We start from the raw sequence: 22,105 nt of genomic DNA, 5'->3' as shown, positions 1-22,105 counted from the left end.
GGCGGAATGCGATTACGTCGGTGCGGAAAGCAGAGCGGATACGGCAGGCAGAGCAGTTACGTCAGTAGGGGCCGAAGACGTTGTCCATCGATCCGTACCTGTCGGCGGCGTAGTTGCACGCAGCAGTGATGTTGGCGACCGGGTCGAAAATGTCCATCGACGTACCGGGTACGTGATAGGCCTGGAACGTGGGGTCGATGACCTGGAGGAGGCCCTTGGAAGGTGTTCCCTTCGCGGCGTTGGAGTCCCAGTTGTTGACGGCCTTCGGATTGCCCGAGGACTCGCGCATGATGTTGCGGTGGATTCCGTCGTAGGTGCCGGGAATACCGTTCGCGGCCATGACGTCCAGCGACTCCTTGATCCAACCGTCCAGGTTGTCGGTGTACGTCTTCCCGGATGCCGGCGCGACGGTGGTCGTGGTCGCCGTCTTCGGCGTGGCCTTCTCCCCGAGCGTCAGCTTGAGGCCGGCGCGGATCTTCGACGGATCGCTGCCGATGATCGCCTTGTTGTCCTCGTACAGCTTCTTCCAGCCACCCTTGAGGTTGTGCGCGGCCGCGATCTTGACCAGGGTGTCGCCGGCAACCACCGTGTAGGTCGTCGGGCTGCCCGTCTGAGCGGCGACGACAGGCGAGAGCGCCGCTGCGGCGGTCGCGTACTGCGCCGCCGGAGCCGCGTCGGCAGTGGCCGCGGTCGCCAACGGTACGGCGAATACGGCACCACCCACACCCATGGCCATGAGGCCTCGAGCGAATGGATTGGTCCTGGGACGACGGTACTTGCCGTTTGCGCGCATGACGAATTCCTCTCCGTCGCCTGCGAGGTGAGCTGTCGGGTTCGGGCTGGAGATGCCCGGCCGCATGTGATTGCGACTTCACCCCGAGCCGGTCCTGTTTCCGGATCGGCGACTTACCTGGGTTCCCCGCTCCTGCCATACGTGGGTGATTGCGGTTTCCGGGCAGCGGCAGGATTCGGCGCGGGCCACCCGGATTGGCGCGAACGTAAGCGAGAGCGCCCGACCGGAACAAGGGCCGAAATCACAGAGAAATCCCCATTGCGAATCAAGCCGGGACAGATCCGGTTACGCGTCCGCCGCCGGGGAGCCCAACTCCCGTTGTCTGACGGCGAAATGGGCGAGGGCGCGAGAACGTCAGAGAACGGTCAGCTCGCCCTGAAGTGAGGCATATCACGGTTTGGTGGGAATTCCCCTCTTCATAACCCCACGCGAAGCACTGCAAGTTGGACCAACAGACCGAATGCGAGCTTTAGTGAGAATAAGAGCAAATCACCCATATGGGGTCAGTGGGATCGCTCACCGGTCGCCCTCCAGGACGGCCCGCTGCCAAGCCGCCTCCCTCAGCAGTCGCAGTCCGTTGAGGCCGACGATGACGGTGGAGCCCTCGTGACCGGCGACGCCGAGCGGAAGCGGAAGAGTGCCCACCAGGTCCCAGGCGACGAGGCCGCCGATGAACACCCCGGCGATCACGAGGTTCTGCACCACCAAGCGCCGTGCCCGGCGGGAGAGCGCGATCACCGCGGGCACGGTGGTGAGTTCATCTCGGACGATCACCGCGTCGGCGGTCTCCAGCGCGAGGTCCGAGCCTGCCCGGCCCATGGCGACGCCGGTGTGGGCGGCGGCCAGGGCCGGGGCGTCGTTGACTCCGTCTCCGACGACCAGGACCTTGCGGCCGGCACTCTCCAGTTCCTTCACCGCGCTCACCTTGTGCTGCGGCAGCAGACCGGCTCGTACGTCCTCGATGCCGACCTCGGCAGCGAGGTGCCCGGCCGCGCGCGGGTTGTCACCGGTCAGCAGCACCGGTGCGGCGCCGGTGAGCGCCGTCAGCGAGGCGACGGCGGCAGAGGCGTCCGGGCGCAGGCGGTCGGCGAGGCCCAGCAAGCCGACCGGAACACCGTCGGCCTGGACCAGGACCGCGGTACGCCCGCCCTTCTCCAGCTCGGCCGCGAGGATCGCCGCGTGTGCGGCAGGCGCGACCGTCGCGTCCGCCGCGTCCGTCGCCCCGTCGAGCAGCCGTGCCGGCGCGCCCACCGCGACCGGTCGCCCGTCGACGGTGGCGGTCACTCCGACGCCGGGCGTGGAGTCGAAGTCCTCCGCTGGGGACAGTGACAGGCCACGCGCGCGTGCAGCATCCACAACGGCCCGCGCCAGCGGATGCTCGCTGGGGTGCTCGGCCGCGGCCGCGAGCGCCAGCAACTCGCCCTCCTCCAGGCCGGAGCCGGGGAGCGGCCGGGCGTCGGTCACCCGCGGCACGCCCTCGGTCAGCGTGCCGGTCTTGTCGACCGCCACCGCGTCGACCTGCCCCAGACGCTCCATCACCACCGCCGACTTGACCAGCACACCGTGCCGTCCGGCATTCGCGATGGCCGACAGCAGCGGCGGCATGGTGGCCAGCACGACCGCGCACGGGGAGGCCACGATCATGAAGGTCATGGCACGCAACAGCGCCCCGGTCAGTTCCTCGCCGAACGCGAGCGGTACGGCGAACACGGCGAGCGTCGCGGCCACCATGCCCAGCGAGTAGCGCTGTTCGACCTTCTCGATGAAGAGCTGGGTGGGTGCCTTGGTCTCGGACGCCTCCTCCACCATCCGTACGATCCGGGCGATCACCGTGTCGGAGGCGTCGCGCTCGACACGGACCCGCAGCGCACCCGTGCCGTTGACAGTTCCGGCGAACACCTCGTCACCCGGCTCCTTCGCCACGGGGAGCGGTTCGCCGGTGATGGTCGCCTGGTCCACCTCGCTCGCCCCGTCCAGCACGCGGCCGTCGGCACCGACGCGCTCTCCGGGGCGTACGAGGACCGTGTCACCGACCGCCAACTCCTCGACGAGCACGGCCTGTTCGCGACCGCCCGGCGTCAGCCGGGTCGCCGTGGCCGGCGCCAGATCGAGCAGTCCGCGCACCGATTCGGCGGTCCTGGCCGTGGCCAGGGCCTCCAGCGCGCCCGAGGTCGCGAAGATGACGATCAGCAGGGCGCCGTCCATCACCTGCCCGATCGCGGCGGCGCCCAGCGCCGCGACGACCATCAGCAGGTCGACATCGAGCGTCTTGTCCTTCAGGGCCTTCAAGCCCTCCCAGCCCGGCTCCCACCCGCCCGTGACATACGCCAGCGCGTACAGCGGCCCCCAGAGCCAGGCCGGCGTTCCGGTCAGCTCAAGGACCAGCGCGATCAGGAAGAACGCGGTGGCGGCGGCGGCCCAGCGCACCTCGGGCAGCGCGAAGAACCGGGTACGCCGCCGGGGCCCGCCCGCATCGCGCGCAGGCGCGGCGAGCCCGGCCGGGGACGGAGTGAGGGTGGAAGTCATCAGCGTGGTGGTCCTTCACGAGGGACGCATGAGAGCAGAGGGATGCATACGGGCAGAGGGCATACGGCAAGACGGCATACGGGCGAGCGGTCGCACCCGCGGCTTCCACCCACCGTACAGGAATACATGAAGACTCATTCATTCCTTCATGCGTGGCGGGTCTCGCGTCCGTAGGATGAGGTAATGGGCCACGGAGCTGACACCAAAACCGCCGCCACAGCACGCGAGCGCCTCGAGACCGTGGGCGCCGCCGATGTGGCCGCCACGCTCCAGGCCCTCGCCACTCCCTCCCGGCTGCGGATCCTGACCCGCCTCCAGGAAGGGCCGTGCGCGGCGACGGAACTCGCCGACGCCGTCGGCATGGAACAGTCCGCCTGCTCCCACCAGCTGCGCCTGCTGCGCAATCTCGGCCTGGTCACCGGCGAGCGCCGCGGCCGCTCGGTCATCTACGCGCTCTACGACAACCATGTCGCCGAACTCCTGGAGCAGGCCCTCTACCACGTCGAGCACCTGCGCCTCGGCCTGCGCGACACCCCGGCCGCCGCTGTCACGACGACCACCGTGAGCTGATCTGCAGGGCCACCCCAGATGGCCTCAGGCACCTACCCGTACGACGCGGTGCGCTCGCTGCTGCGGTTGTTCGCCCCGCTGGCCGTTTCCATGGGGGCGGTTACCGTGAAATGGGCAGGACCGGCTGGGGAGGTCACCGCAGATGTCGCCGCTGTCGAACATGCGCCTTCCGGCGCTTTCGGTGCTGGGGACGCTGGCCGGTGGTGTGGCGGGCGGGGTGGCCCTCGGGGTACGCGGCGTGGCGGACGCGACCGCGCTCCTGGTCGGCCTCGACCGGCGCGATGTGTGGTCGCGGCCGGGGCGGTGCCACATCGAGGTCCACGGCGTGCACGGCCCCCGGGGGATGTGGGTGGGCCGGCTGGTGGAGCGCGCCCTGGAGGAGCATCCGGGTGTGGAGTGGGCGCGGGTGAACGCGCCGTCGGAGCGGGTGGTGGTGGCGCTGGGCTCGCCGCCCCCGTCCGAGCGGGAGCTGATCCGGCTCGTCGCGCATGCGGAGGCACACGGCATGGCGGCGCCGGCGGAGCCGAGCGAGTTCGACGAGTGGTGCCCCGAGCCGCACCATCCGAGCGAAGGGCCACGTAGGCGAAAGGAGCTCCCGGCGCTGGCCGCGGACGCGGTGGGGCTGCTGCTCTCCCTCGCCACGCGCCTGTCGCCGTGGACACCGCTGCCGGCCGAGGTGGGTGCGGTGGCCTCGGCCCTCCAGTACCACCCTCGGCTGCGGAAGTGGACCGCGCGGGGCCTGACCGGCCGGGAGGAGGCCGAGTCGGTGCTGCCGGTGCTGAACGCGCTGGCCCAGGGCGTGGCCACCCGCGGCGGAGGGCTGGTACTCGACGTCGTCGCGCGCATCTCGCAGTGGCGGGAGGCGAACGCGGACCGCGACGCTTGGGAGGCGGCCGAGCCATTCCTGTTGCGCGAGCCGGAGGACGCGGCGGCCGAGCCGATCGTGGTGGAGCGGCCGGGTCCTGTGCACCGGGACGTAACGGCGCGCTATGCCGAGCGGGCCATGGGCCTCGGCGCGCTGGCCGGCGCCGCGGCCGCGCCGTATGCCGGCTGGCGGCGCGGGCTGGCGGTGGCGCTGGCGAGCGTGCCGAAGGCGCCGGAGGCCGGACGCGAGGGGTTCGCCACCAGTCTCGGCCGGTTCCTGTCGCTGCGCGGGGTCGTGACCATGGACCGCGGCGCCCTGCGCCGGCTGGGCCAGGTCGACACCGTGGTGTTGGACGTGGAGGCGCTGCGCAGTGGCCGGCACGAGCTGACCGACCTGGTACCACTGAGGGGGGCCGATCCTGAGCAGATCTCCGACCGGCTCTTCGCCCTGTTCGACCCGGAAGCGCCCGGCCGGGTCCACCACGACGACGAGGGCTGGGTGCTGGGACCACTGGAGGGGTCGGAGCCGGTCGGGCGTCAGGCCGCGGCCCGGCTGCGACGGCGGGGCAGCGAGCAGATCCTCGGCCTGGCCAAGGCAGGGCGGCTACAAGCGGTATCGGGGGTGTCCGCGCAGGTGCTGCCGGGTGCGCAGGCCCTGGCGACGGCCGCCCGCCGCTCGGGCATCCGCGTGGTGCTCGCCGCCGACGAACCCGACCCGGCGCTCGGCTTCGTCGACGCGATGGTGCCCGCCGGTGGCCGACTGGTGGCGTCCGTGCGCGGGCTGCAGGCCGACGGCGCGGTGGTGCTGCTGATCTCGGGCAACCGCCGGGCGTTGGGGGCCTCCGACTGCGGGATCGGGATCCACCTGGAGGGGGAGCCACCGGCCTGGGGCGCCCACCTGCTGATCGGCGACGACCTGGAGGCGGCCGCGCTGATCCTGGCCGGTGTCGGGGTGGCCCGGCAGGTGGACCGGGACAGCGCCGTGCTGGCCGCGGGCGGCAGCGGCGTCGGTGCGGTCGCGGCCCTGCAGGCCCCGCCGGCCATGGCGTGCTCGCGGGGGCAGGCCGCGGGCAACACCGCCGGAGCGATCGCCTTCTGCCTGGGCCTTTGGCGGGCCCGGCAGCTGCTCGCCCGCCCGCTCACCCCGGCCGTCGAAACCGTCCCCTGGCATCTGATGCCCGCCTCGCGGGTGCTGGAGCGGTTGAACACGAGCCTCGACGGACTGACCGCCCGGGAGGCTGCGGCGCGAGCCACGGACACGTCGCTGGCCCGTGAGCCGCTGCACAGCAGCCTCCCGTCGGCGTTCATCGACGAGCTGGCCAACCCGCTCACCCCGGTGCTCGCCGCCGGGGCCGCCCTGTCCGCCGCCGTCGGTTCCCGCACCGACGCCGCGCTCGTCGCCGGGATCACCGCCACCTCCGCGCTGGTCGGTGGCGTCCAGCGGGTACGGACCGAGCGCGCCCTGGCCGAGCTGACCGCCCGCTCCGCGCTCGGCGCGCGGGTGCGCCGCGCGGGTGCCGAACTGGTGCTCTCCGCCGAGGAGTTGGTGCCGGGGGACGTCATCGTGCTGCGGCCCGAAGACGTGGTACCCGCCGACTGCCGACTGCTCCAGGCCGAGGGACTGGAGGTCGACGAGTCCTCGCTGACCGGCGAGTCGCTGCCCGTGGCCAAGGACCCGGCGCCGGTGGTAGCCGCGCAGATCACCGACCGCACCTCGATGCTCTACGAAGGCACCACCGTCACCGCCGGGGAGGCGATCGCCGTCGTCGTGGCCACCGGGGCGGCCACCGAGGTCGGGCGCAGCATCGCCACCGCCCGCCAGGCGGCCCCGGTGACCGGCGTCGAAGTGCGCCTGAACAAGCTGACCAAGGCGAGCCTGCCGGTCGCGATCGCCTCCGCGGCCGCGGTGACCGGATCCGCGCTGCTGCACGGGCAGCCGCTGTCCAACAGCCTCGCCTCCGCGGTGAACCTGGCCGTCGCCTCCGTCCCCGAAGGGCTGCCGTTCCTGGTCAACGCCGCCCAGCTGGCCGCCGCCCGCCGCCTGGCCGACCACGGCGCCCTGGTGCGCAACCCCCGCACCATCGAGGCCCTCGGCCGCGCCGACGTGCTGTGCTTCGACAAGACCGGCACCCTCACTCAGGGCAGGCTCCAACTCACCGCCGTCAGCGACGGGAACCGGCCTCTGACCGTCGACCGGCTCCCTCTCTCCCACAAGGTGATTCTGGGCGCCGCGCTGCGCGCCACCCCGCCCGCCCGCCATGCCGAGCCCATGGCCCACCAGACCGACCACGCGGTGGCCGCCGGGGCCCGCCGGGCCCGGGTGTCGGTGACCCGCGGCGCTCCCCGCTGGCGCCGTACCGACGATCTGCCTTTCGAGTCTTCCCGCGCCTACCACGCCACCGCCGGCCGCACCCAGCGCGGCCTGCTGCTCAGCGTCAAGGGTGCCCCGGAGAACATCCTGGCTCGCTGCCGGTACCGGTTCTGGGACGGCAAGGACATCGCCCTCGACGACGCCGCACGCAAGGAACTCACCGCCGCCACCGAGGAGCTCGCCGGTGCCGGCCGCCGCGTCCTCGCCGTGGCCGAACGCCCCCTGCGGGCGGGTGAGGAGCTCACCGACGAGGCCGTGGACGACCTGGCCTTCCTCGGCTTCCTCATCCTGGCGGACCCGGTTCGCCCCGGTGCCGCCCCGGCCACCGCCCGGCTGCGCGAGGCGGGGGTGCAGACCGTCATGCTCACCGGCGACCACCCCGCCACCGCAGACGCCATCGCCGCCTCCGTCACCGGGCAAGCGGAGCATGTCGTGTGCACGGGGCCGGAGTTGGACGACCTCAGCGACGACCAACTCGACGCCCTGCTGCCGACCGTGGACGTGATCGCCCGTTGCAGCCCGCATCACAAGGTCCGCATCGTCCAGGCGTACCAACGTCTGGGCAAGGCCGTGGCGATGACGGGCGACGGCGCCAACGACGCCCCCGCCATCCGCCTCGCCGATGTGGGCATCGCCCTCGGGCGCCGCGGCACCCCTGCCGCCACTGCGGCCGCCGATCTGGTCATCAGCGACGACCGGCTGGAGACCATCGTCGCCGCTCTCACCGAAGGCCGCGCGATGTGGACCTCGGTCAGGACGGCGCTGGCCATCCTCATCGGCGGCAACCTGGGCGAGGTCACCTTCAGCGTGCTCGCCTCCGCCGTTACCGGCAACGCCCCGCTGAACGCCCGTCAGATCATGCTGGTCAACCTGCTGACCGATCTCGCCCCCGCCGTCGCCATCGCGGTGCGGGCACCAGCCGAAGAGGCCGGGGAGCAGCTGCTCCAGGAGGGCCCCCACCAGTCGCTGGGCGCCGCGCTGAACCAGGAGATGCTGCTGCGCGGCCTGACCACCGCCCTCGGTGCGGGCCTCGCCTGGGTGGTCGCCCGCATCACCGGCACCGAGCGCCGCGCGAGCACCGTCGCCCTCGCCGCCGTGGTCGGCACCCAGCTCGCGCAGACCCTCACCAGCGGCAGCCTGGACCGCAACGTCCTCCTCGCCGGCCTCGGTTCGGCCGCCGCCCTCATCGGCATCATCCAAACCCCCGGCGTCAGCCACTTCTTCGGCTCCACCCCGCTGGGGCCGTTCGCCTGGGGCATCACGCTCGCCGCGATCGCCGCGGCCACTCTCCTCCACGCCGCACTGCAACCGCTCACCCGCCGGCTCGCGGAGTCGGAGGCACTGTCCGCCACGGCCGGGGGCCAGAGGTAGGAGCAGGCCTAAGGCTGCCTTTCCCACGGTGGTTGTGGCCACCGGCTTCACGGCGCCGGCGTGGACCTCCCTGAACGGGGAAGCCGCGACCACGCCCGCACCGTTCATCGCGCACATGAACAAAACCACAGGTCAAAGGCCCTTCGCGGCCGGCTCCAGAATCGCCACGCACTCCACGTGATGCGTCATCGGAAAGATGCCTGTCATGCCCACAGCACGCCGCACGCACCCACGCCGAGCGAGCTCTCGGGCCCGGTCTCCGAGGACCTCGCGCTGCACCGGGAGAAGTTTCGGCGACGCCCGCCGGAGTCGCTGGACGAGTTGCGCGGCCCGGCCAAGGGGGTCGTGGAGGAAGCGGGAACCTGAGGCCGGTCCGCCCGGCGCAATGACGTTCCCGCAACGAGTTGCTGAGCGTCGCGCCGTGGCTGGGACGCCCAAGTCCCAGGAGTTCGAGGCCGCCTTGAACCCACCCGCCGTCCGCAACGACCACGGCTGCGGGACCCGTCACGAGGACGGGGCCCGCAGCCGGTCGTTCGCCGGACAGAGGTCAGCCGCTGACCGTGATGTTCGAGCTTCCGCTGCTCTGGTAACCCTCGGTGGCCATGATCATGTAGTACCTGAACTGCCCATGTTCATGCCCGCGCGGGCCCAGGCGTCGAAGTGGTTGCCGGTGGTGATGGTGCCGGAGCCGCTGGTCACCTTCGACTGCCGGACGCTCCAGTACTGCTGGAAGGTCTTGGTGCCTTCCACGGACGGGGCGTTGTACCGGGTCGTCTGGTAGATGTCGTACGTGCCGCCGTCACTGTAGACGGTGCCCTTGTGGGTGCCGGTGGGCCGGTAGCTGCCCCAGTTGTCGACGATGTAGTACTCCACCAGCGGGTTCGAGGTCCAGCCGTAGAGACAGCCGTAGCCGTTGCCCGACGGGTTGAAGTAGCCGGTGTAGCGGACCGTCCTGCGTCCGCCGGTGCTCCAGCCCTTGCCCGCGACGAAGTTGCCGCAGTTGGTCCAGTTGGTGCTGTAGCTGCCGCCGCCGTTGAGCGTCATGGAGACGGAGCCGCCGCCGTCAGTCCAGAACGAGTAGTACATGCCGTCGGTGCCGGTCTGGTTGGTGGTGATGGTGGTGGCGGCGTGGGCGGTGCCGGGCAGCAGCAGCCCGGACGCGGTGGCGAGCGCGACGGTGCCGGCGCCGCCGAGGAAGCCTCGTCGGCTCATGCCGTTGAGTCGGCTCACGCCGTTGAGGGGAGCGGGGTTCTGCTGGATCTGGTCCTGCTGCGTGCCGTCCTGCTGCATGCATCCTCCCGATGAAGGCTGGTGGGGACCGGGCGGCTTCTGCTGCCCGGCGGCCTTGCATGGAACACGGCGGGGGTCGCCCGTCGTCGTGCGGTACCGACCGACCGGCGTCCCCGGTCACATGACGCGAGGGGAACGACGGACTCCTGTCGTTCGGTGGCCACAGTTTTCGTAGGACCTCATGAACCTGTCAACACTTTCGACAGCCTTTCGGAAACATTTCCTTAACCAGAGGAAGCCTTGATGAATGCGCCTTCGCTGGTCAAGCTTCCTCTCATACGAACCGGCGTGAGGGATGGAATGGAATCCGGGAAGAACAGAACGCCAGCGTGTGCGGGGATTTCGAAACTTTCTGTGTGCGGCTTTCAAAACTTTCGGAGCCCTCTCGGGACCCCCGTGGTCCCCTCCTCGTGCCGCTGCGTGACGCACCTACAAGCTCGCGGCCTGGATCAGAAAGCGCAGGGAGAACGAGCCAGCGTGGTGCCCTCGATGTCGTACCCCTGCTCGGTGAGCAGGCCGCGGATGTGCTCCAGGCGCTGAAGATCGCCGGTGCCACGGCGGGCGGCGGTGACCTTGGCCTCGCCGATGAGGACGATCTTGGCACGGGACAGGTCGAGACCTCCCGCCTCCACTGCAAAGCAGCAGGTCAGGCGCCCTTTCCTGCCGGCTCCAGAATCGCTACGCACTCCACGTGGTGCGTCATCGGAAACAGATCGAACGCCCGAAGCGTCCGCACCCGGTACCCGCCCTCGCGGAAGTACGCCAGGTCGCGGGCCAGCGCCGCCGGGTCGCAGGCGACATAGGCGATGCGGCGGGCGCCCAGTGAGGACAGGTGCTGGACGGTCTTCTTGCCCGCGCCGGCGCGGGGCGGGTCGAGGACGATCAGGTCGACCTCGGTGATGCCGGTGCGCGGCAGGACGGATTCGACCCTGCCCTGTTCGATGCGGACCCGGTCGAACTCGGCCAGGTTGTGGCGGGCGTCCTCGACCGCGCGCTTGCCGGACTCGATGCCGAGCACCGCGCCCTTCTCGCCGACCCGGTCCGCGAGGGCTCCCGCGAACAGGCCCACGCCGCAGTAGAGGTCGAGCGCCATCTCGCCCTTGCGCGGCAGCAGGCCCTGCATCACGGCCTTGACGAGGGTGTCGGCGGCCTTCGGGTGGACCTGCCAGAACCCGCCGCTGCCGACCCGGTAGGTGCGGCCGTCGGCGCGCTCGCGCACGAAGGGCCGGCCGTGGACGCGGTGGACTCCGCCGTCCTTCTCCTCGACCCGCATCACCGAGACCGGCTTGTCGAGTTCGACGATCGGCAGGCGGGCGCCCGGCTTGGGCGTGAGGATCACCTGGCGGTCCTGGGAGCCGGTCGCGGCGATCGCCTCTATCGACGCCATGCCGGTCCAGTCACGCTGCTCGATGCCCAGCTCGCTGACGCCCTCCGCGGCGATCATGCAGTGCTCGATCGGCTCGACCTCGTGCGAACGGTGGCGGCGCAGCCCGGCCTTTCCGTTCTCGTCCACCGCGTACTGCACGCGCGTGCGCCACGCGGGGACCTGCCCCGCGGGCAGCTTGTCGCCCTCCGCCGGCATGACCGTGCCGTCCCAGCCGGCCTCCTCGGGCGTGAGGCCGGCGAGGCGCTTCAGCTGCTCCGCGATGACCTCGCCCTTCAGCCGCCGCTGCGCTCCCGGCTTGGCGTGCTGCCAGTCGCAGCCGCCGCAGCGGCCGGGACCGGCGTACGGGCAGGGCGCATCTACGCGGTCCTTGGACGGCTCGAGGATCCGTACGGCGTCGGCGCGCAGGAAGCGGGAGTCCTCCTCGCCCTCCGTGACGCGCGCGACGACCCGCTCTCCGGGCAGGGCGTGCCGTACGAACAGCACCTGCCCTTCGTCGGTACGGGCGATGCAGTGGCCACCGTGGGCGACGGGGCCGATCTCGACCTCGTACTCCTCCCCCACCAGCGAATTCTTCGGTTCTGCCTGCATGGCGGGGTGACTCCACAACGTAAGGAACGAACGGACGGCGTAAGAAACGAACGGACGACCTGCGAAAGCGAACGGTCGACGCACGTCACAAACGGCCGGACAACAGCCCACCAGTCTACGTGGGTGTCGTCCGGCCGTTCACCACAGGATCGTCGGCGCCGGGTCAGCTCTTGGTGCTCGGCTCCTTCGGCCGCTTCTCCACGGGACCGCGCCGCACCGAACCGGGCGCGTTCCACTCCTGGCGCTTGCGGGCCCGCTTCCTCGCCACCTCGGAGGACTCCAGCTGATAGGGCACGGAGGTCACCATCACGCCGGGCGTGAACAGCAGCCGGCCCTTGAGCCGGAGCGCGCTCTGGTTGTGCAGGAGCTGCTCGTACCAGTGGCCCACCACGTACTCGGGGATGATCACGCTGATCGCGTCCCGCGGGGACTCGCGGCGCAGACCCTTGACGTACTCGATGACCGGCCGGGTGACCTCGCGGTACGGCGAGTCGAGGACCTTGAGCGGTACGTCTATGCCGCGCCGGTCCCACTCCTCCTTCAGTGCCTTGGTCTCCGCCGGGTCGACATTGACGCTGAGCGCCTCGAGGGTGTCGGAGCGGAGCAGCTTGGCGTACGCGACGGCGCGGAGCGTCGGCCGGTGGATCTTGGAGACGAGTACGACCGAGTGGACGCGGGAGGGGCGGACGATGTCGTCGGTCGGGCCCTCGGGGGCCGCGAGCTCCTCGGCCACGCGGTCGTAGTGGCGGCGGATCGAGGTCATCGTCACGTAGAAGATCACCATGCCGAGCAGGGCGACCCAGGCGCCGTGCGTGAACTTGGTGACGAGGACGACGACCAGGACGAGGCCGGTGAAGAAGGCGCCGAAGGTGTTGATCGCGCGGGAGCGGATCATGCGGCGGCGCTTCGCCGGGTCGGTCTCGGTCCTCAGATGGCGGTTCCAGTGCCGGACCATGCCTGTCTGGCTGAGCGTGAAGGACACGAACACGCCGACGATGTAGAGCTGGATCAGGCGGGTCGAGTCGGCTCCGTAGATCCAGACGAGCAGTGCGGCGGCGCCCGCGAGGAGCACGATGCCGTTGGAGAAGGCGAGCCGGTCGCCGCGGGTGTGCAGCTGGCGCGGCATGTAGCGGTCCTGCGCGAGGATCGAGCCGAGCACCGGGAAGCCGTTGTACGCGGTGTTGGCCGCGAGGAACAGCACCAGCGCGGTGGCCGCGGCGAGGAGGATGAAGAAGAACGTCCCGTCGCCGAAGACGGCAGCCGCGACCTGCGTGATCACCGGGTTCTGGACGTAGTCCTCACCGACCGGAGTGCCGTCGCGGAGCAGGTCGTGAGCGGGGTTCTCGGCCATGCGGACATTCGTGACCATGGCCAGGCCGATGATGCCGCAGAACATGGTGACGGCCAGGATGCCCATCAGCGCGAGCGTGTTCGCCGCGTTCCTGCTCTTGGGCTTGCGGAAGGCGGGCACACCGTTGCTGATGGCCTCGACGCCGGTCAGCGCGGCACAGCCGGAGGAGAAGGCGCGCAGCAGCAGGAAGACGAGCGCGAATCCCGCGAGGCCCTGGTGCTCCGGCTTGATCTCGAAGTCGGCGGTGGGGGCCTTCATGGTGTCGTCGAGGACGATCCCGCGGAACGCACCCCACATGATCATGATGAAGACGCTGGCCACGAAGACATACGTCGGGATGGCGAAGAGCTTGCCGGACTCCTTGACGCCCCGCAGGTTCATCAGCGTCAGCAGCACGATGATGCCGACAGCGCACGCGACCTTGTGCTCGACGAAGAAGGGGATGGCCGAGCCGAGGTTCTCCACGCCGGACGAGATCGACACGGCGACGGTCAGGACGTAGTCGACAAGGAGGGCGCTGGCGACCGTGCGGCCGGCCTTGGGCCCGAGGTTGGTGTTGGCCACCTCGTAGTCGCCGCCGCCGCTGGGATAGGCGTGCACGTTCTGCCGGTAGGACGCCACCACCGTGAACATCAGCACCACGACCGCGAGCGCGATCCAGGGGCTGAAGTGGTACGCCGACAGGCCCGCGATCGAGAGGACCAGCAGGACTTCTCCGGGCGCGTAAGCGACGGAGGAGAGCGGGTCGGAGGCGAAAACGGGGAGTGCGATGCGCTTGGGCAGGAGTGTCTCTCCCAGCCGGTCACTGCGCAGTGCGCGCCCGATCAGGATCCGTTTGGGCACGTCGGTCAGTTTGGACACGCAGAGGATCGTAAGCGTTCGAACGGGGGACCGCCCACCCACCACCCCACACGTTCGCAGGATGGCCATACGAGGACACCCACACATGCGTACATCGGCCGCGAAGGGCGCGGACCGCGCCATGATCCAGGTCGTCGCAAGGCCCGATGCGCACCGGCGACGTGACGTGCGTCATGCAGGCGCGGGCGTCGGGCGAGGTACGGTGGCGGGCGTTTGTCACGCAATGTCCACATCTAACGAGAGGAGGTCGGGCAGCGTGTCCGTCGGCCTCCCGTCCGTCATAGCCGCCACCACCCAGTGGCTGATCCGCGCTTATCCTCCGGCCTCCGGGGCGCTCAATGCCGTACTCGCCGAGGCGCAGGCCCGGCAGGCGGCAACCGTGGCGGCCTGGCTGCGCTATCCGACCGCGGTGGACGCCTCGCTGGTGACGCTCGTCGGACCGGGCGGCGCCAGGCGCCTGGACTGGCTCGTCGGAGGCTACGGCGGTGAGCTCGACGCCGACGAGCAGGCGTGGCGCACCTGGGTGGACGAGGTCGTGGCGAGCTGGGCGGCGTCACTGCTCACCGACCCCGCGCTCGCGGCCGCGGCCGTGGCGGCGCTGACCGGGTCCGAGCACATGGGAGCCTCACCGGTCGAGTTCCGGCGCCTCACCGACCCCGACGCATACGACAGGAACGCGGCTCCTCTGCTGCGCCACCCCGACCTCGTGCTGCCCGTGGCCCGACTGCACCGGGCCGGGCTCGTCGAGCGGCTGCAGGCCGACGCCGTGGGCGCCGACTGACGGCGGTACGCCGCCCACCTCCATAGGCGCGCGGCCGGACGGCGCACGCCCGCCGCGCGATCGGTGCTGCTCCGATCAAACCCGTACGCGGATGAGGGCAACGCAAGGGTTGCGTCATAAGCTCGTCAACGGGCAACGCCGTACGCGGTTGCCCGGTTGTTGCCCGGCCTACTGAGAGAGAAGAGTGAGCAGTTTGTTTTCGCAGGTCAGCAGGGTGACGAGGACTGCGGGGTAGAGGTCAGGTGCACATCGTCATCATGGGCTGCGGACGAGTGGGCTCCGCTCTCGCGCAGACCCTGGAGCAACAGGGGCACACGGTCGCCGTGATCGACCAGGACCCCACGGCGTTCCGCCGTCTGGGCTCCGGGTTCGGGGGCCGCCGCGTCACCGGTATCGGCTTCGACCAGGACACCCTGCGCGAGGCCGGCATCGAGGAGGCGGGCGCCTTCGCCGCCGTCAGCAGCGGCGACAACTCGAACATCATCGCGGCCCGGGTGGCCCGCGAGATGTTCGGCATCGAGAACGTCGCGGCCAGGATCTACGACCCCCGCCGCGCCGAGGTCTACCAGCGTCTTGGCATCCCGACCGTGGCGACGGTCCGCTGGACCGCCGACCAGATGCTGCGGCGCCTGCTGCCGTCCGGCGCGGAGCCGCTGTGGCGCGACCCCACCGGCGGGGTGCAGCTCGCCGAGGTGCACACGTCACCGGCCTGGGTCGGCCACAGGATCAGCCGACTCCAGGAGGAGACGGGGGTCCGGGTCGCGTTCCTGACGCGGCTGGGCGAGGCGATTCTGCCGACCTCGCAGACGGTTCTGCAGGAAGGCGATCTCGTCCACGTGATGATGCGTACGGACGACGTCGAGAAGGTCGAGGCGGCGTTCGCCGAGGGTCCTGAGGAGGGCGGTCACTGATGAGGGTCGCCATTGCCGGAGCCGGTGCGGTGGGTCGTTCCATCGCCGGCGAGCTGCTGGAGAACGGGCACGAGGTCCTTCTCATCGACAAGGCGCCGACCGCCATCTCGGTCGAGCGCGTACCGCAGGCCGAGTGGCTGCTCGCCGACGCGTGCGAGATCACCTCGCTCGACGAGGCGGCGCTGCAGCGCTGCAACGTGGTCATCGCGGCCACGGGTGACGACAAGGTCAACCTCGTCGTCTCGCTGCTCGCGAAGACCGAGTACGGGGTCCCGCGGGTCGTCGCCCGTGTGAACAACCCCAAGAACGAGTGGCTGTTCAACGAGGCGTGGGGCGTCGACGTCGCCGTCTCCACACCGCGCCTGATGTCGGCCCTGGTCGAGGAGGCGGTGAGCGTCGGCGACCTCGTACGCCTGCTGCGCTTCAGCCACGGCGACGCGAACCTGGTCGAACTGACGCTCCCGCCCGAGTCGGCCCTGGCCGGCACGCAGGTCGGCGATGTCGAGTGGCCCGAGGACACGTCGCTGGTGACGATCATCCGCGGCAACCGGGTCCTCGCCCCCACCCAGGAGGACTCCCTGGAGGCGGGCGACGAGCTCCTGTTCGTGGCTGCCCAGGCCCGCGAGGAACAACTCGAGGACCTGCTGTCGGTACGCCGGGAGGACGCGGCGAGCTGACGCGCGTCGCTAGCCGCTGGTCGCTGCGGGCGGTCGTGCCGCTGCTGTGGGCAGTTGCGCCGCCGCTGTGGGCAATCGTGCCGCTGGGGCGATGGGGGTCCCCCTGCTCGAGCGAAGCCGAGAGCTTGGGGGAGGGTGGGCACAGCGGCACACCCGCGACGGCGGGCAACACGGAGGGGGCGCCCGGAATGATTCCGGGCGCCCCCTCCGTCGTGCAGGTGGCTGCGGTCGTCGGACGGCTGCGCGGCCCTACGCCTCGCGGCGGTGGCGCCCCGCCGCGGTCTTGCGGTCCGGGTCCGACTCCTCGCCCGCACCCGGCTTCTCCTGCTCCTTCGCCTTCCTGGCCTGCTCCTCCGCCTCCATCTCCGCGAAGACGTCGATCGGCGCGGGCGCCTTGGCGAGGAACAGCCAGGTGAGCCAGACCGCAAGCAGGAACGGCGGGATCTTCAGCGCCACCAGGACCCAGCCGAGCTGGGTGGTGTCGGCCCACCAGTAGAGCGGGAAGAGGATCGCGCACTTGGCGAGCAGGATCAGGCCCCAGGCATAACTGGCCTTCGCGTACGCCTTCTTGCGGCCGGGGTTCCGGGTCCGCCAGGAGAGGTTCTCCTTGAAGACCGGTCCCAGGATGAGGCCGATCAGGGGGACGCCTGCGAGTGTCGTGATGATGTAGGCGAGGCCCAGGCCCAGCGTGTAGAGCATGCCCGGCAGATAGAAGTCCTTGGCGTTGCCGGTCATCATCGCGAAGACCACGCCGAAGGCGACGCCGAAGACGCCGCTGAAGGCGTGCTTGACGGTGTCCTTCATGACCAGCCGGACGACGACCAGCAGCAGGGACACCCCGAGGGCCGCGATGGCCGACGTGTGCAGGTCCTTGTTGATCGTGTAGATCGCCACGAAGAGCAGGCCCGGGAGCACCGTCTCCACCATGCCCCGCACACCGCCGAAGGCCTCGAAGAGTGCGGCCTCGGTCACTGCCCTGGAGTCGGTGGATTCGGCGTCCCCGTCCGTGGTCCGATGGTCGGTCGGCTTGTCGAGGGACGTCACCGGCTACTCCCGTCCGAGCGGTCTGAGTTCGTACTTCGGGTTGAAGAGCACCCGGCGGCCCCGGCTCATCGAGATCCGGCCCGATGCGATCAGCTTGCGCCCCGGTTCGATTCCCACGATGGAGCGCCTGCCGAGCCACACCACGTCCAGGGCCGCGGAGCCGTCGAAGAGCTCCGCCTCCAGGGCCGGGACCCCGGCCCGCGGTCGCAGGGTGACCGTGCGCAAGGTACCAGTAACCGTCACGATCTGGCGGTCGCGACAGTCGCCTATACGCGTACAGCCTGCGGTGTCGGCGTCCTCGCGCAGCTCCTCCGACTCCAGGTCCTCCTGGGACGAGGAAAGCCGGTCGAGCATGCGCCGGAACCGGCCCGCCGGCTTTTCGGAACGAGGGTCAGCACTCATAACAGGAAGCCTACCGGGGGGCTGGGCTGTGACACTGGGGGTACCTCCCAGGCCCCGTGAGGCAGTGGGGGAGGAACAGGTGCTCGTCTGCGCGCTCTCCTGCTCCGATACCCGGTCGGCACCTCTCCCGAACCGGCACCCCGCCCCGGGTGCGAGCTCACCGCTCGAACCGACACCCCATCCCCGGCTCCGTGATGCTGCATCCCCCCCGGGGGCAACCCCCGGACCCCCGGCCAAGCAGCTCACCGCTCGAACCGATACCCCATCCCCGGCTCCGTGACGAAGTGCCGCGGATGCGACGGGTCCGCCTCCAGTTTGCGGCGCAGCTGGGCCATGTAGACGCGCAGATAGTTCGTCTCGGTGCCGTAGGAGGGCCCCCAGACCTCCTGTAGGAGCTGCTTCTGGCTGACGAGGCGGCCGGTGTTGCGTACGAGGACCTCCAGCAGATGCCACTCGGTGGGGGTCAGGCGCACGTCGCGTCCACCGCGGTTGACCTTCTTGGCGGCCAGGTCGACGGTGAAGTCCTCGGTCTCCACGACGACCTCGTCATCGCCGGCCCCGACGGGCTCCGCCCGGCGGACGGCGGCGCGCAACCGGGCCAGCAGCTCGTCCATGCCGAAGGGCTTGGTGACGTAGTCGTCGGCGCCCGCGTCCAGCGCCTCGACCTTCTCGTCGGAGCTGTGGCGGGCGGAGAGCACCAGGATCGGTACGCGGGTCCAGCCGCGCAGTCCCTTGATCACCTCGACGCCGTCCATGTCGGGCAGACCCAGGTCGAGCACGACCACGTCGGGGTGGCGGGCGGCGGCGATCTGGAGTGCGCCGGTGCCGTCGGAGGCCGAGTCCACCTCGTACTTGCGCGCCTTGAGGTTGATGACGAGCGCGCGGACGATCTGGGGTTCGTCGTCGACCACGAGCACCCTCGTGGGGTCCTGGGGGTCTCCCCCAGATGAGTGCAGCATGGGGCCTGCCTTTCTTCTGCTGCGGCGGTCGTGTCTTCTGCTGCGGCGGTCGTGAGGTCATCTCCTGCGGAGGTCGTGAGGGCCGGATCCCGCCGTGAGATGACGAGCTGACGAGCTCAAGCTGAAGCGATCAAGCGGGCGTTCCGTCCCGTGCGCATGCCGGGTCACGAGGCGGCCTCCGCGGGAAGGCGGGGACCGATCTGCGGGCGGCCCACGACTGCCTTGAGGGTCAGCACCATGGTGAGGCCGCCCCCGGGAGTGTCCTCGGCGTTGAGCGTGCCGCCCATGGCCTCGGCGAAGCCGCGGGCGACGGCGAGGCCCAGGCCGACACCGGTGCCGCGGGGAGCGTCACCGTAGCGCTGGAATGGCTCGAAGATGCGTTCCTTCGCCTCGTCCGGCACGCCCGGGCCACGGTCCACCACGCGCACCTCGACCCGGTTGCCGAGCGCACTGGCCGCCACCAGGACCGGTTGCCGGCCCGAGCTGTACTTCACGGCGTTCTCGACGATGTTGGCGACCGAGCGCTCCAGCAGCCCCGGGTCGACGGCCACCATCGGCAGGCTCTCCGGAACGTCCAGGACCACGCTGTCCTCCGGTACGCCGCCCAGCGCCATCGGCACCACCTCGTCGAGGTCGATCTCCCTGATCAGCGGGGTGACGGTGCCGGTCTGCAGCCGCGACATGTCCAGCAGATTGCCCACCAGGTGATCGAGCCGGTCGGCGCCCTCCTCGATGCCCTCCAGCAGCTCGGCCTGGTCCTCCTCCGACCACGCCACGTCGTCCGAGCGGAGCGAGGTGACGGCGGCCTTGATGGCGGCGAGCGGAGTGCGCAGATCATGGCTGACGGCGGCCAGCAGCGCGGTGCGGATGCGGTTGCCCTCGGCGAGCGCCCGGGCCTGTTCGGCCTCGGACTCGAGCCGCTGCCGGTCCAGGATGACCGCGGCCTGTGCGGCGAACGCGGCGAGAACCCGGCGGTCCTCGGCGGGCAGGACGCGACCGGACAGCGCCAGCGCCATGTGGTCGCCGACCGGCACGTCCACGTCCGCCTCCTCCGGGCGCTGGACCAGCAGCGACCGCGCGCCCACGCTGCCCGCGCAGGTCCACGGCGCGACGTCGTTCTCACGCTCCAGCAGCGCCACCGACTCCATGCCGAACGTCTCGCGCACCCGCTCGAGGAGGGCGTCGAGCGTCGTCTCGCCACGCAGCACACTGCCCGCCAGGAACGACAGGATCTCCGACTCGGCCCGCAGCCGCGCCGCCTGGTGGGTGCGGCGGGCCGCCAGATCCACGACGGAGGCGACCGAGACGGCCACGGCGAAGAAGACGCCGATGGCGACGATGTTCCTCGGGTCGGCGATCGTGAGGCGGTGCAGCGGCGGTGTGAAGAACCAGTTCAGCAGCAGGGATCCGACCGCTGCCGAGGCCAGCGCCGGGAACAGCCCGCCGAGCAGCGCCGCGGCCACCGTCAGCGCCAGGAACAGCAGCATGTCGTTGGCGAGCCCGAGATCCGCTTCGACATGTGTGAGCAGCAGCGCCAGCAGTGCCGGACCGGCCACGCCCACCAGCCAGCCCGCGATGATCCGGGACCGGCCCAGGCGCGCGCCCCGCGCCACCGGCAGCCCGCGCCCCTTGGCGACCTCCTCGTGGGTGACGATGTGCACGTCCAGGTCGGGCCCCGACTCGCGGGCGACGGTGGCGCCGACTCCGGGCCCGAAGACGTACTGCCAGGCCTTGCGGCGCGAGGAGCCGAGGACGATCTGCGTGGCGTTGACGCCGCGGGCGAACTCCAGCAGCGCGGAGGGGATGTCATCGCCGATCACGTGGTGGAACGTGCCGCCGAGGTCCTCGACGAGGGTCTGCTGGGCCGTCAGCTCCTTGGTCGAGGCGGACGTCAGCCCGTCGCTGCGGGCGATGTAGACCGCGAGCACCTCGCCGCCCGCACCCTTCTCCGCCAGGCGGGCGGCGCGCCGGATCAGCGTACGGCCCTCCGGACCGCCCGTCAGACCGACCACGATCCGCTCGCGCGAGCCCCAGATCCTCGAGACGTGGTGCTCGCTGCGGTACTCCTGCAGATACTCGTCCACCCGGTCCGCCACCCACAGCAGGGCCAGCTCGCGCAGGGCGGTCAGATTGCCGGGGCGGAAGTAGTTCGACAGGGCCGCGTCGACCTTGTCCGGCTTGTAGATGTTGCCGTGTGCCATGCGGCGCCGCAGCGCCTGGGGCGACATGTCGACCAGCTCTATCTGGTCCGCGCGCCGCACCACCTCGTCCGGCACGGTCTCGCGCTGCCGTACGCCGGTTATCGACTCGACGACGTCACCCAGTGACTCGAGGTGCTGGATGTTGACGGTGGAGACGACATCGATGCCCGCCGCCAGCAGCTCCTCGACGTCCTGCCAGCGCTTGTCGTTGCGCGAGCCGGGGACGTTCGTGTGGGCCAGCTCGTCGACCAGGGCGACGGCCGGGGCGCGCTCCAGGACGGCGTCCACGTCCATTTCCGTGAAGACGGTGTCGCGGTACGCCAGCTCCTTGCACGGGATCTGCTCCAGGCCGTGCAGCATGACCTCGGTGCGCGGCCGGCCATAGTGCTCCACGAAGGCGACCACGCAGTCGGTGCCCCGTTCCACGCGCCGGTGCGCCTCGGACAGCATGGCGTACGTCTTGCCCACGCCCGGCGCCGCACCGAGGTATATCCGAAGCTTGCCGCGTCCCATGGCCCCATTGTCTTCCGTGACGGCCGCGGACACCCCGGTCAGCGCTCCGGTGTGCTCCAGTCGGCCTCGACCAGACGGTACCGCCAGGAATCACGGCATACGGGCTGGACAGCGGGGCACGGGGAGTCTTTGACGCAACCCTGATACGGGACCGCGGGCATCACTAGTCGCGCCCGCCCGCGATGTGGGCCCGGCGGGGCCCATCCCGGCTACCGGTCCGCCCTGGGAAGCGGCGGGCCGGGGAGGCGCGGACCTCCGGCTCCGTCTCGTCGTCGGTGGCCACCGGGAGGAACGCGGCGTCGCCGTCGAGCCCGACCACCCGGCAGCAGCCTCAAGCGCGCCGAAGGGGCCGCGCCAGGATGTGCGCCCGCTGGGGATACCACCCAGGCCCTTGAGGCACCGGGGAAGGCCGGCGCAATCCTCCGGAGCCGTCTGACGTCAACAGCTCGGCGCCGAACCTGGAGGGGCACCTCCCAGGCCCTTAAGGCACTGGGGGGTACATCCCCGCGCGGCGCCGACACCGGACGAAACGACGCGCGCACCGGCGCGCCCCGGCCCGCAAGCTCGCCGCGCAGCCGCAAGCCCCCGCCGGCGGACCCACTCTCGCGCCGGAAGGCCGATGGGCCGCACCCCGGGCAGGGATGC

General features: G+C 70.8%; 15 protein-coding genes, 1 pseudogene and 1 riboswitch. Of the genes and pseudogenes, 5 read left to right on the top strand and 11 right to left on the bottom strand.

Annotation, left to right across the window (positions count from 1 at the left end):
* Positions 1-61 precede the first annotated feature (61 nt).
* Positions 62-793: a LysM peptidoglycan-binding domain-containing protein gene (locus ACSMXV_RS31265; protein WP_473174487.1), complete on the bottom strand. Its 732-nt coding sequence runs from the start codon at positions 791-793 to the stop codon at positions 62-64.
* Positions 794-795: 2 nt separating this feature from the next.
* Positions 796-951, bottom strand: a riboswitch (cyclic di-AMP (ydaO/yuaA leader).
* 358 nt (positions 952-1,309) lie between these two features.
* A complete protein-coding gene (locus tag ACSMXV_RS31260; RefSeq protein ID WP_473174486.1) occupies positions 1,310-3,319 on the bottom strand; it encodes a heavy metal translocating P-type ATPase in 2,010 nt (669 codons plus the stop codon).
* Between the two features lie 183 nt (positions 3,320-3,502).
* On the opposite strand from ACSMXV_RS31260, the gene ACSMXV_RS31255 reads away from it, so the two are divergent.
* Both ACSMXV_RS31255 and ACSMXV_RS31250 read left to right on the top strand, forming a co-directional pair.
* Positions 3,503-3,889 (top strand): ArsR/SmtB family transcription factor, encoded by a 387-nt coding sequence (locus tag ACSMXV_RS31255; protein ID WP_473174485.1) that lies wholly within the window; start codon positions 3,503-3,505, stop codon positions 3,887-3,889.
* Between the two features lie 142 nt (positions 3,890-4,031).
* Positions 4,032-8,495: a cation-translocating P-type ATPase gene (locus tag ACSMXV_RS31250; RefSeq protein WP_473174484.1), complete on the top strand. Its 4,464-nt coding sequence runs from the start codon at positions 4,032-4,034 to the stop codon at positions 8,493-8,495.
* Between the two features lie 547 nt (positions 8,496-9,042).
* On the opposite strand, the pseudogene ACSMXV_RS31245 reads toward ACSMXV_RS31250, so the two are convergent.
* The 4 genes and pseudogenes from ACSMXV_RS31245 to ACSMXV_RS31230 form a co-directional block, all read right to left on the bottom strand.
* A pseudogene (locus tag ACSMXV_RS31245) lies at positions 9,043-9,785 on the bottom strand (glycoside hydrolase family 11 protein).
* Positions 9,786-10,234: 449 nt separating this feature from the next.
* A complete protein-coding gene (locus tag ACSMXV_RS31240; RefSeq protein ID WP_473174483.1) occupies positions 10,235-10,417 on the bottom strand; it encodes a hypothetical protein in 183 nt (60 codons plus the stop codon).
* Positions 10,418-10,431: 14 nt separating this feature from the next.
* Entirely contained in the window at positions 10,432-11,760 is a 1,329-nt protein-coding gene (locus ACSMXV_RS31235) for a class I SAM-dependent RNA methyltransferase (RefSeq protein WP_473174482.1), read from the bottom strand.
* Positions 11,761-11,923: 163 nt separating this feature from the next.
* Positions 11,924-13,972 (bottom strand): APC family permease, encoded by a 2,049-nt coding sequence (locus ACSMXV_RS31230; RefSeq protein WP_473174481.1) that lies wholly within the window; start codon positions 13,970-13,972, stop codon positions 11,924-11,926.
* A gap of 256 nt (positions 13,973-14,228) precedes the next feature.
* On the opposite strand from ACSMXV_RS31230, the gene ACSMXV_RS31225 reads away from it, so the two are divergent.
* The 3 genes from ACSMXV_RS31225 to ACSMXV_RS31215 all read left to right on the top strand — a co-directional run bounded on the left by ACSMXV_RS31225 (position 14,229) and on the right by ACSMXV_RS31215 (position 16,341).
* A complete protein-coding gene (locus ACSMXV_RS31225; protein WP_473174480.1) occupies positions 14,229-14,753 on the top strand; it encodes a hypothetical protein in 525 nt (174 codons plus the stop codon).
* A gap of 242 nt (positions 14,754-14,995) precedes the next feature.
* Positions 14,996-15,664, top strand: coding sequence for a potassium channel family protein (locus ACSMXV_RS31220; RefSeq protein ID WP_181662412.1), 669 nt, complete (start codon positions 14,996-14,998; stop codon positions 15,662-15,664).
* Complete coding sequence (locus ACSMXV_RS31215; RefSeq protein ID WP_181662411.1) at positions 15,664-16,341, top strand: potassium channel family protein; 678 nt, start codon at positions 15,664-15,666, stop codon at positions 16,339-16,341. The genes ACSMXV_RS31220 and ACSMXV_RS31215 overlap by 1 nt, the downstream gene beginning before the upstream one ends.
* Positions 16,342-16,590: 249 nt before the next feature.
* Here ACSMXV_RS31215 and ACSMXV_RS31210 read toward each other — a convergent pair whose 3' ends face one another.
* From ACSMXV_RS31210 to ACSMXV_RS31190, 5 genes are all read right to left on the bottom strand, one after another.
* Positions 16,591-17,385 (bottom strand): DUF3159 domain-containing protein, encoded by a 795-nt coding sequence (locus tag ACSMXV_RS31210; protein WP_473174479.1) that lies wholly within the window; start codon positions 17,383-17,385, stop codon positions 16,591-16,593.
* Between the two features lie 3 nt (positions 17,386-17,388).
* Positions 17,389-17,787: an OB-fold nucleic acid binding domain-containing protein gene (locus tag ACSMXV_RS31205; RefSeq protein WP_473174478.1), complete on the bottom strand. Its 399-nt coding sequence runs from the start codon at positions 17,785-17,787 to the stop codon at positions 17,389-17,391.
* A gap of 242 nt (positions 17,788-18,029) precedes the next feature.
* Entirely contained in the window at positions 18,030-18,746 is a 717-nt protein-coding gene (locus tag ACSMXV_RS31200) for a response regulator (RefSeq protein WP_473174477.1), read from the bottom strand.
* A 164-nt stretch (positions 18,747-18,910) separates the two neighbouring features.
* The gene (locus ACSMXV_RS31195) at positions 18,911-21,460 is read right to left on the bottom strand and encodes a DUF4118 domain-containing protein (RefSeq protein WP_473174476.1); all 2,550 of its coding nucleotides are present in this window, start codon (positions 21,458-21,460) and stop codon (positions 18,911-18,913) included.
* 163 nt (positions 21,461-21,623) lie between these two features.
* Positions 21,624-21,779 (bottom strand): hypothetical protein, encoded by a 156-nt coding sequence (locus ACSMXV_RS31190; protein WP_473174475.1) that lies wholly within the window; start codon positions 21,777-21,779, stop codon positions 21,624-21,626.
* Positions 21,780-22,105 lie beyond the last annotated feature (326 nt).

The sequence above is a fragment of the Streptomyces sp. DSM 42067 genome (assembly GCF_055792885.1).
Note: the sequence above shows the minus strand (reverse complement) of the source record. Positions and strands in the feature narration are given on the sequence as shown.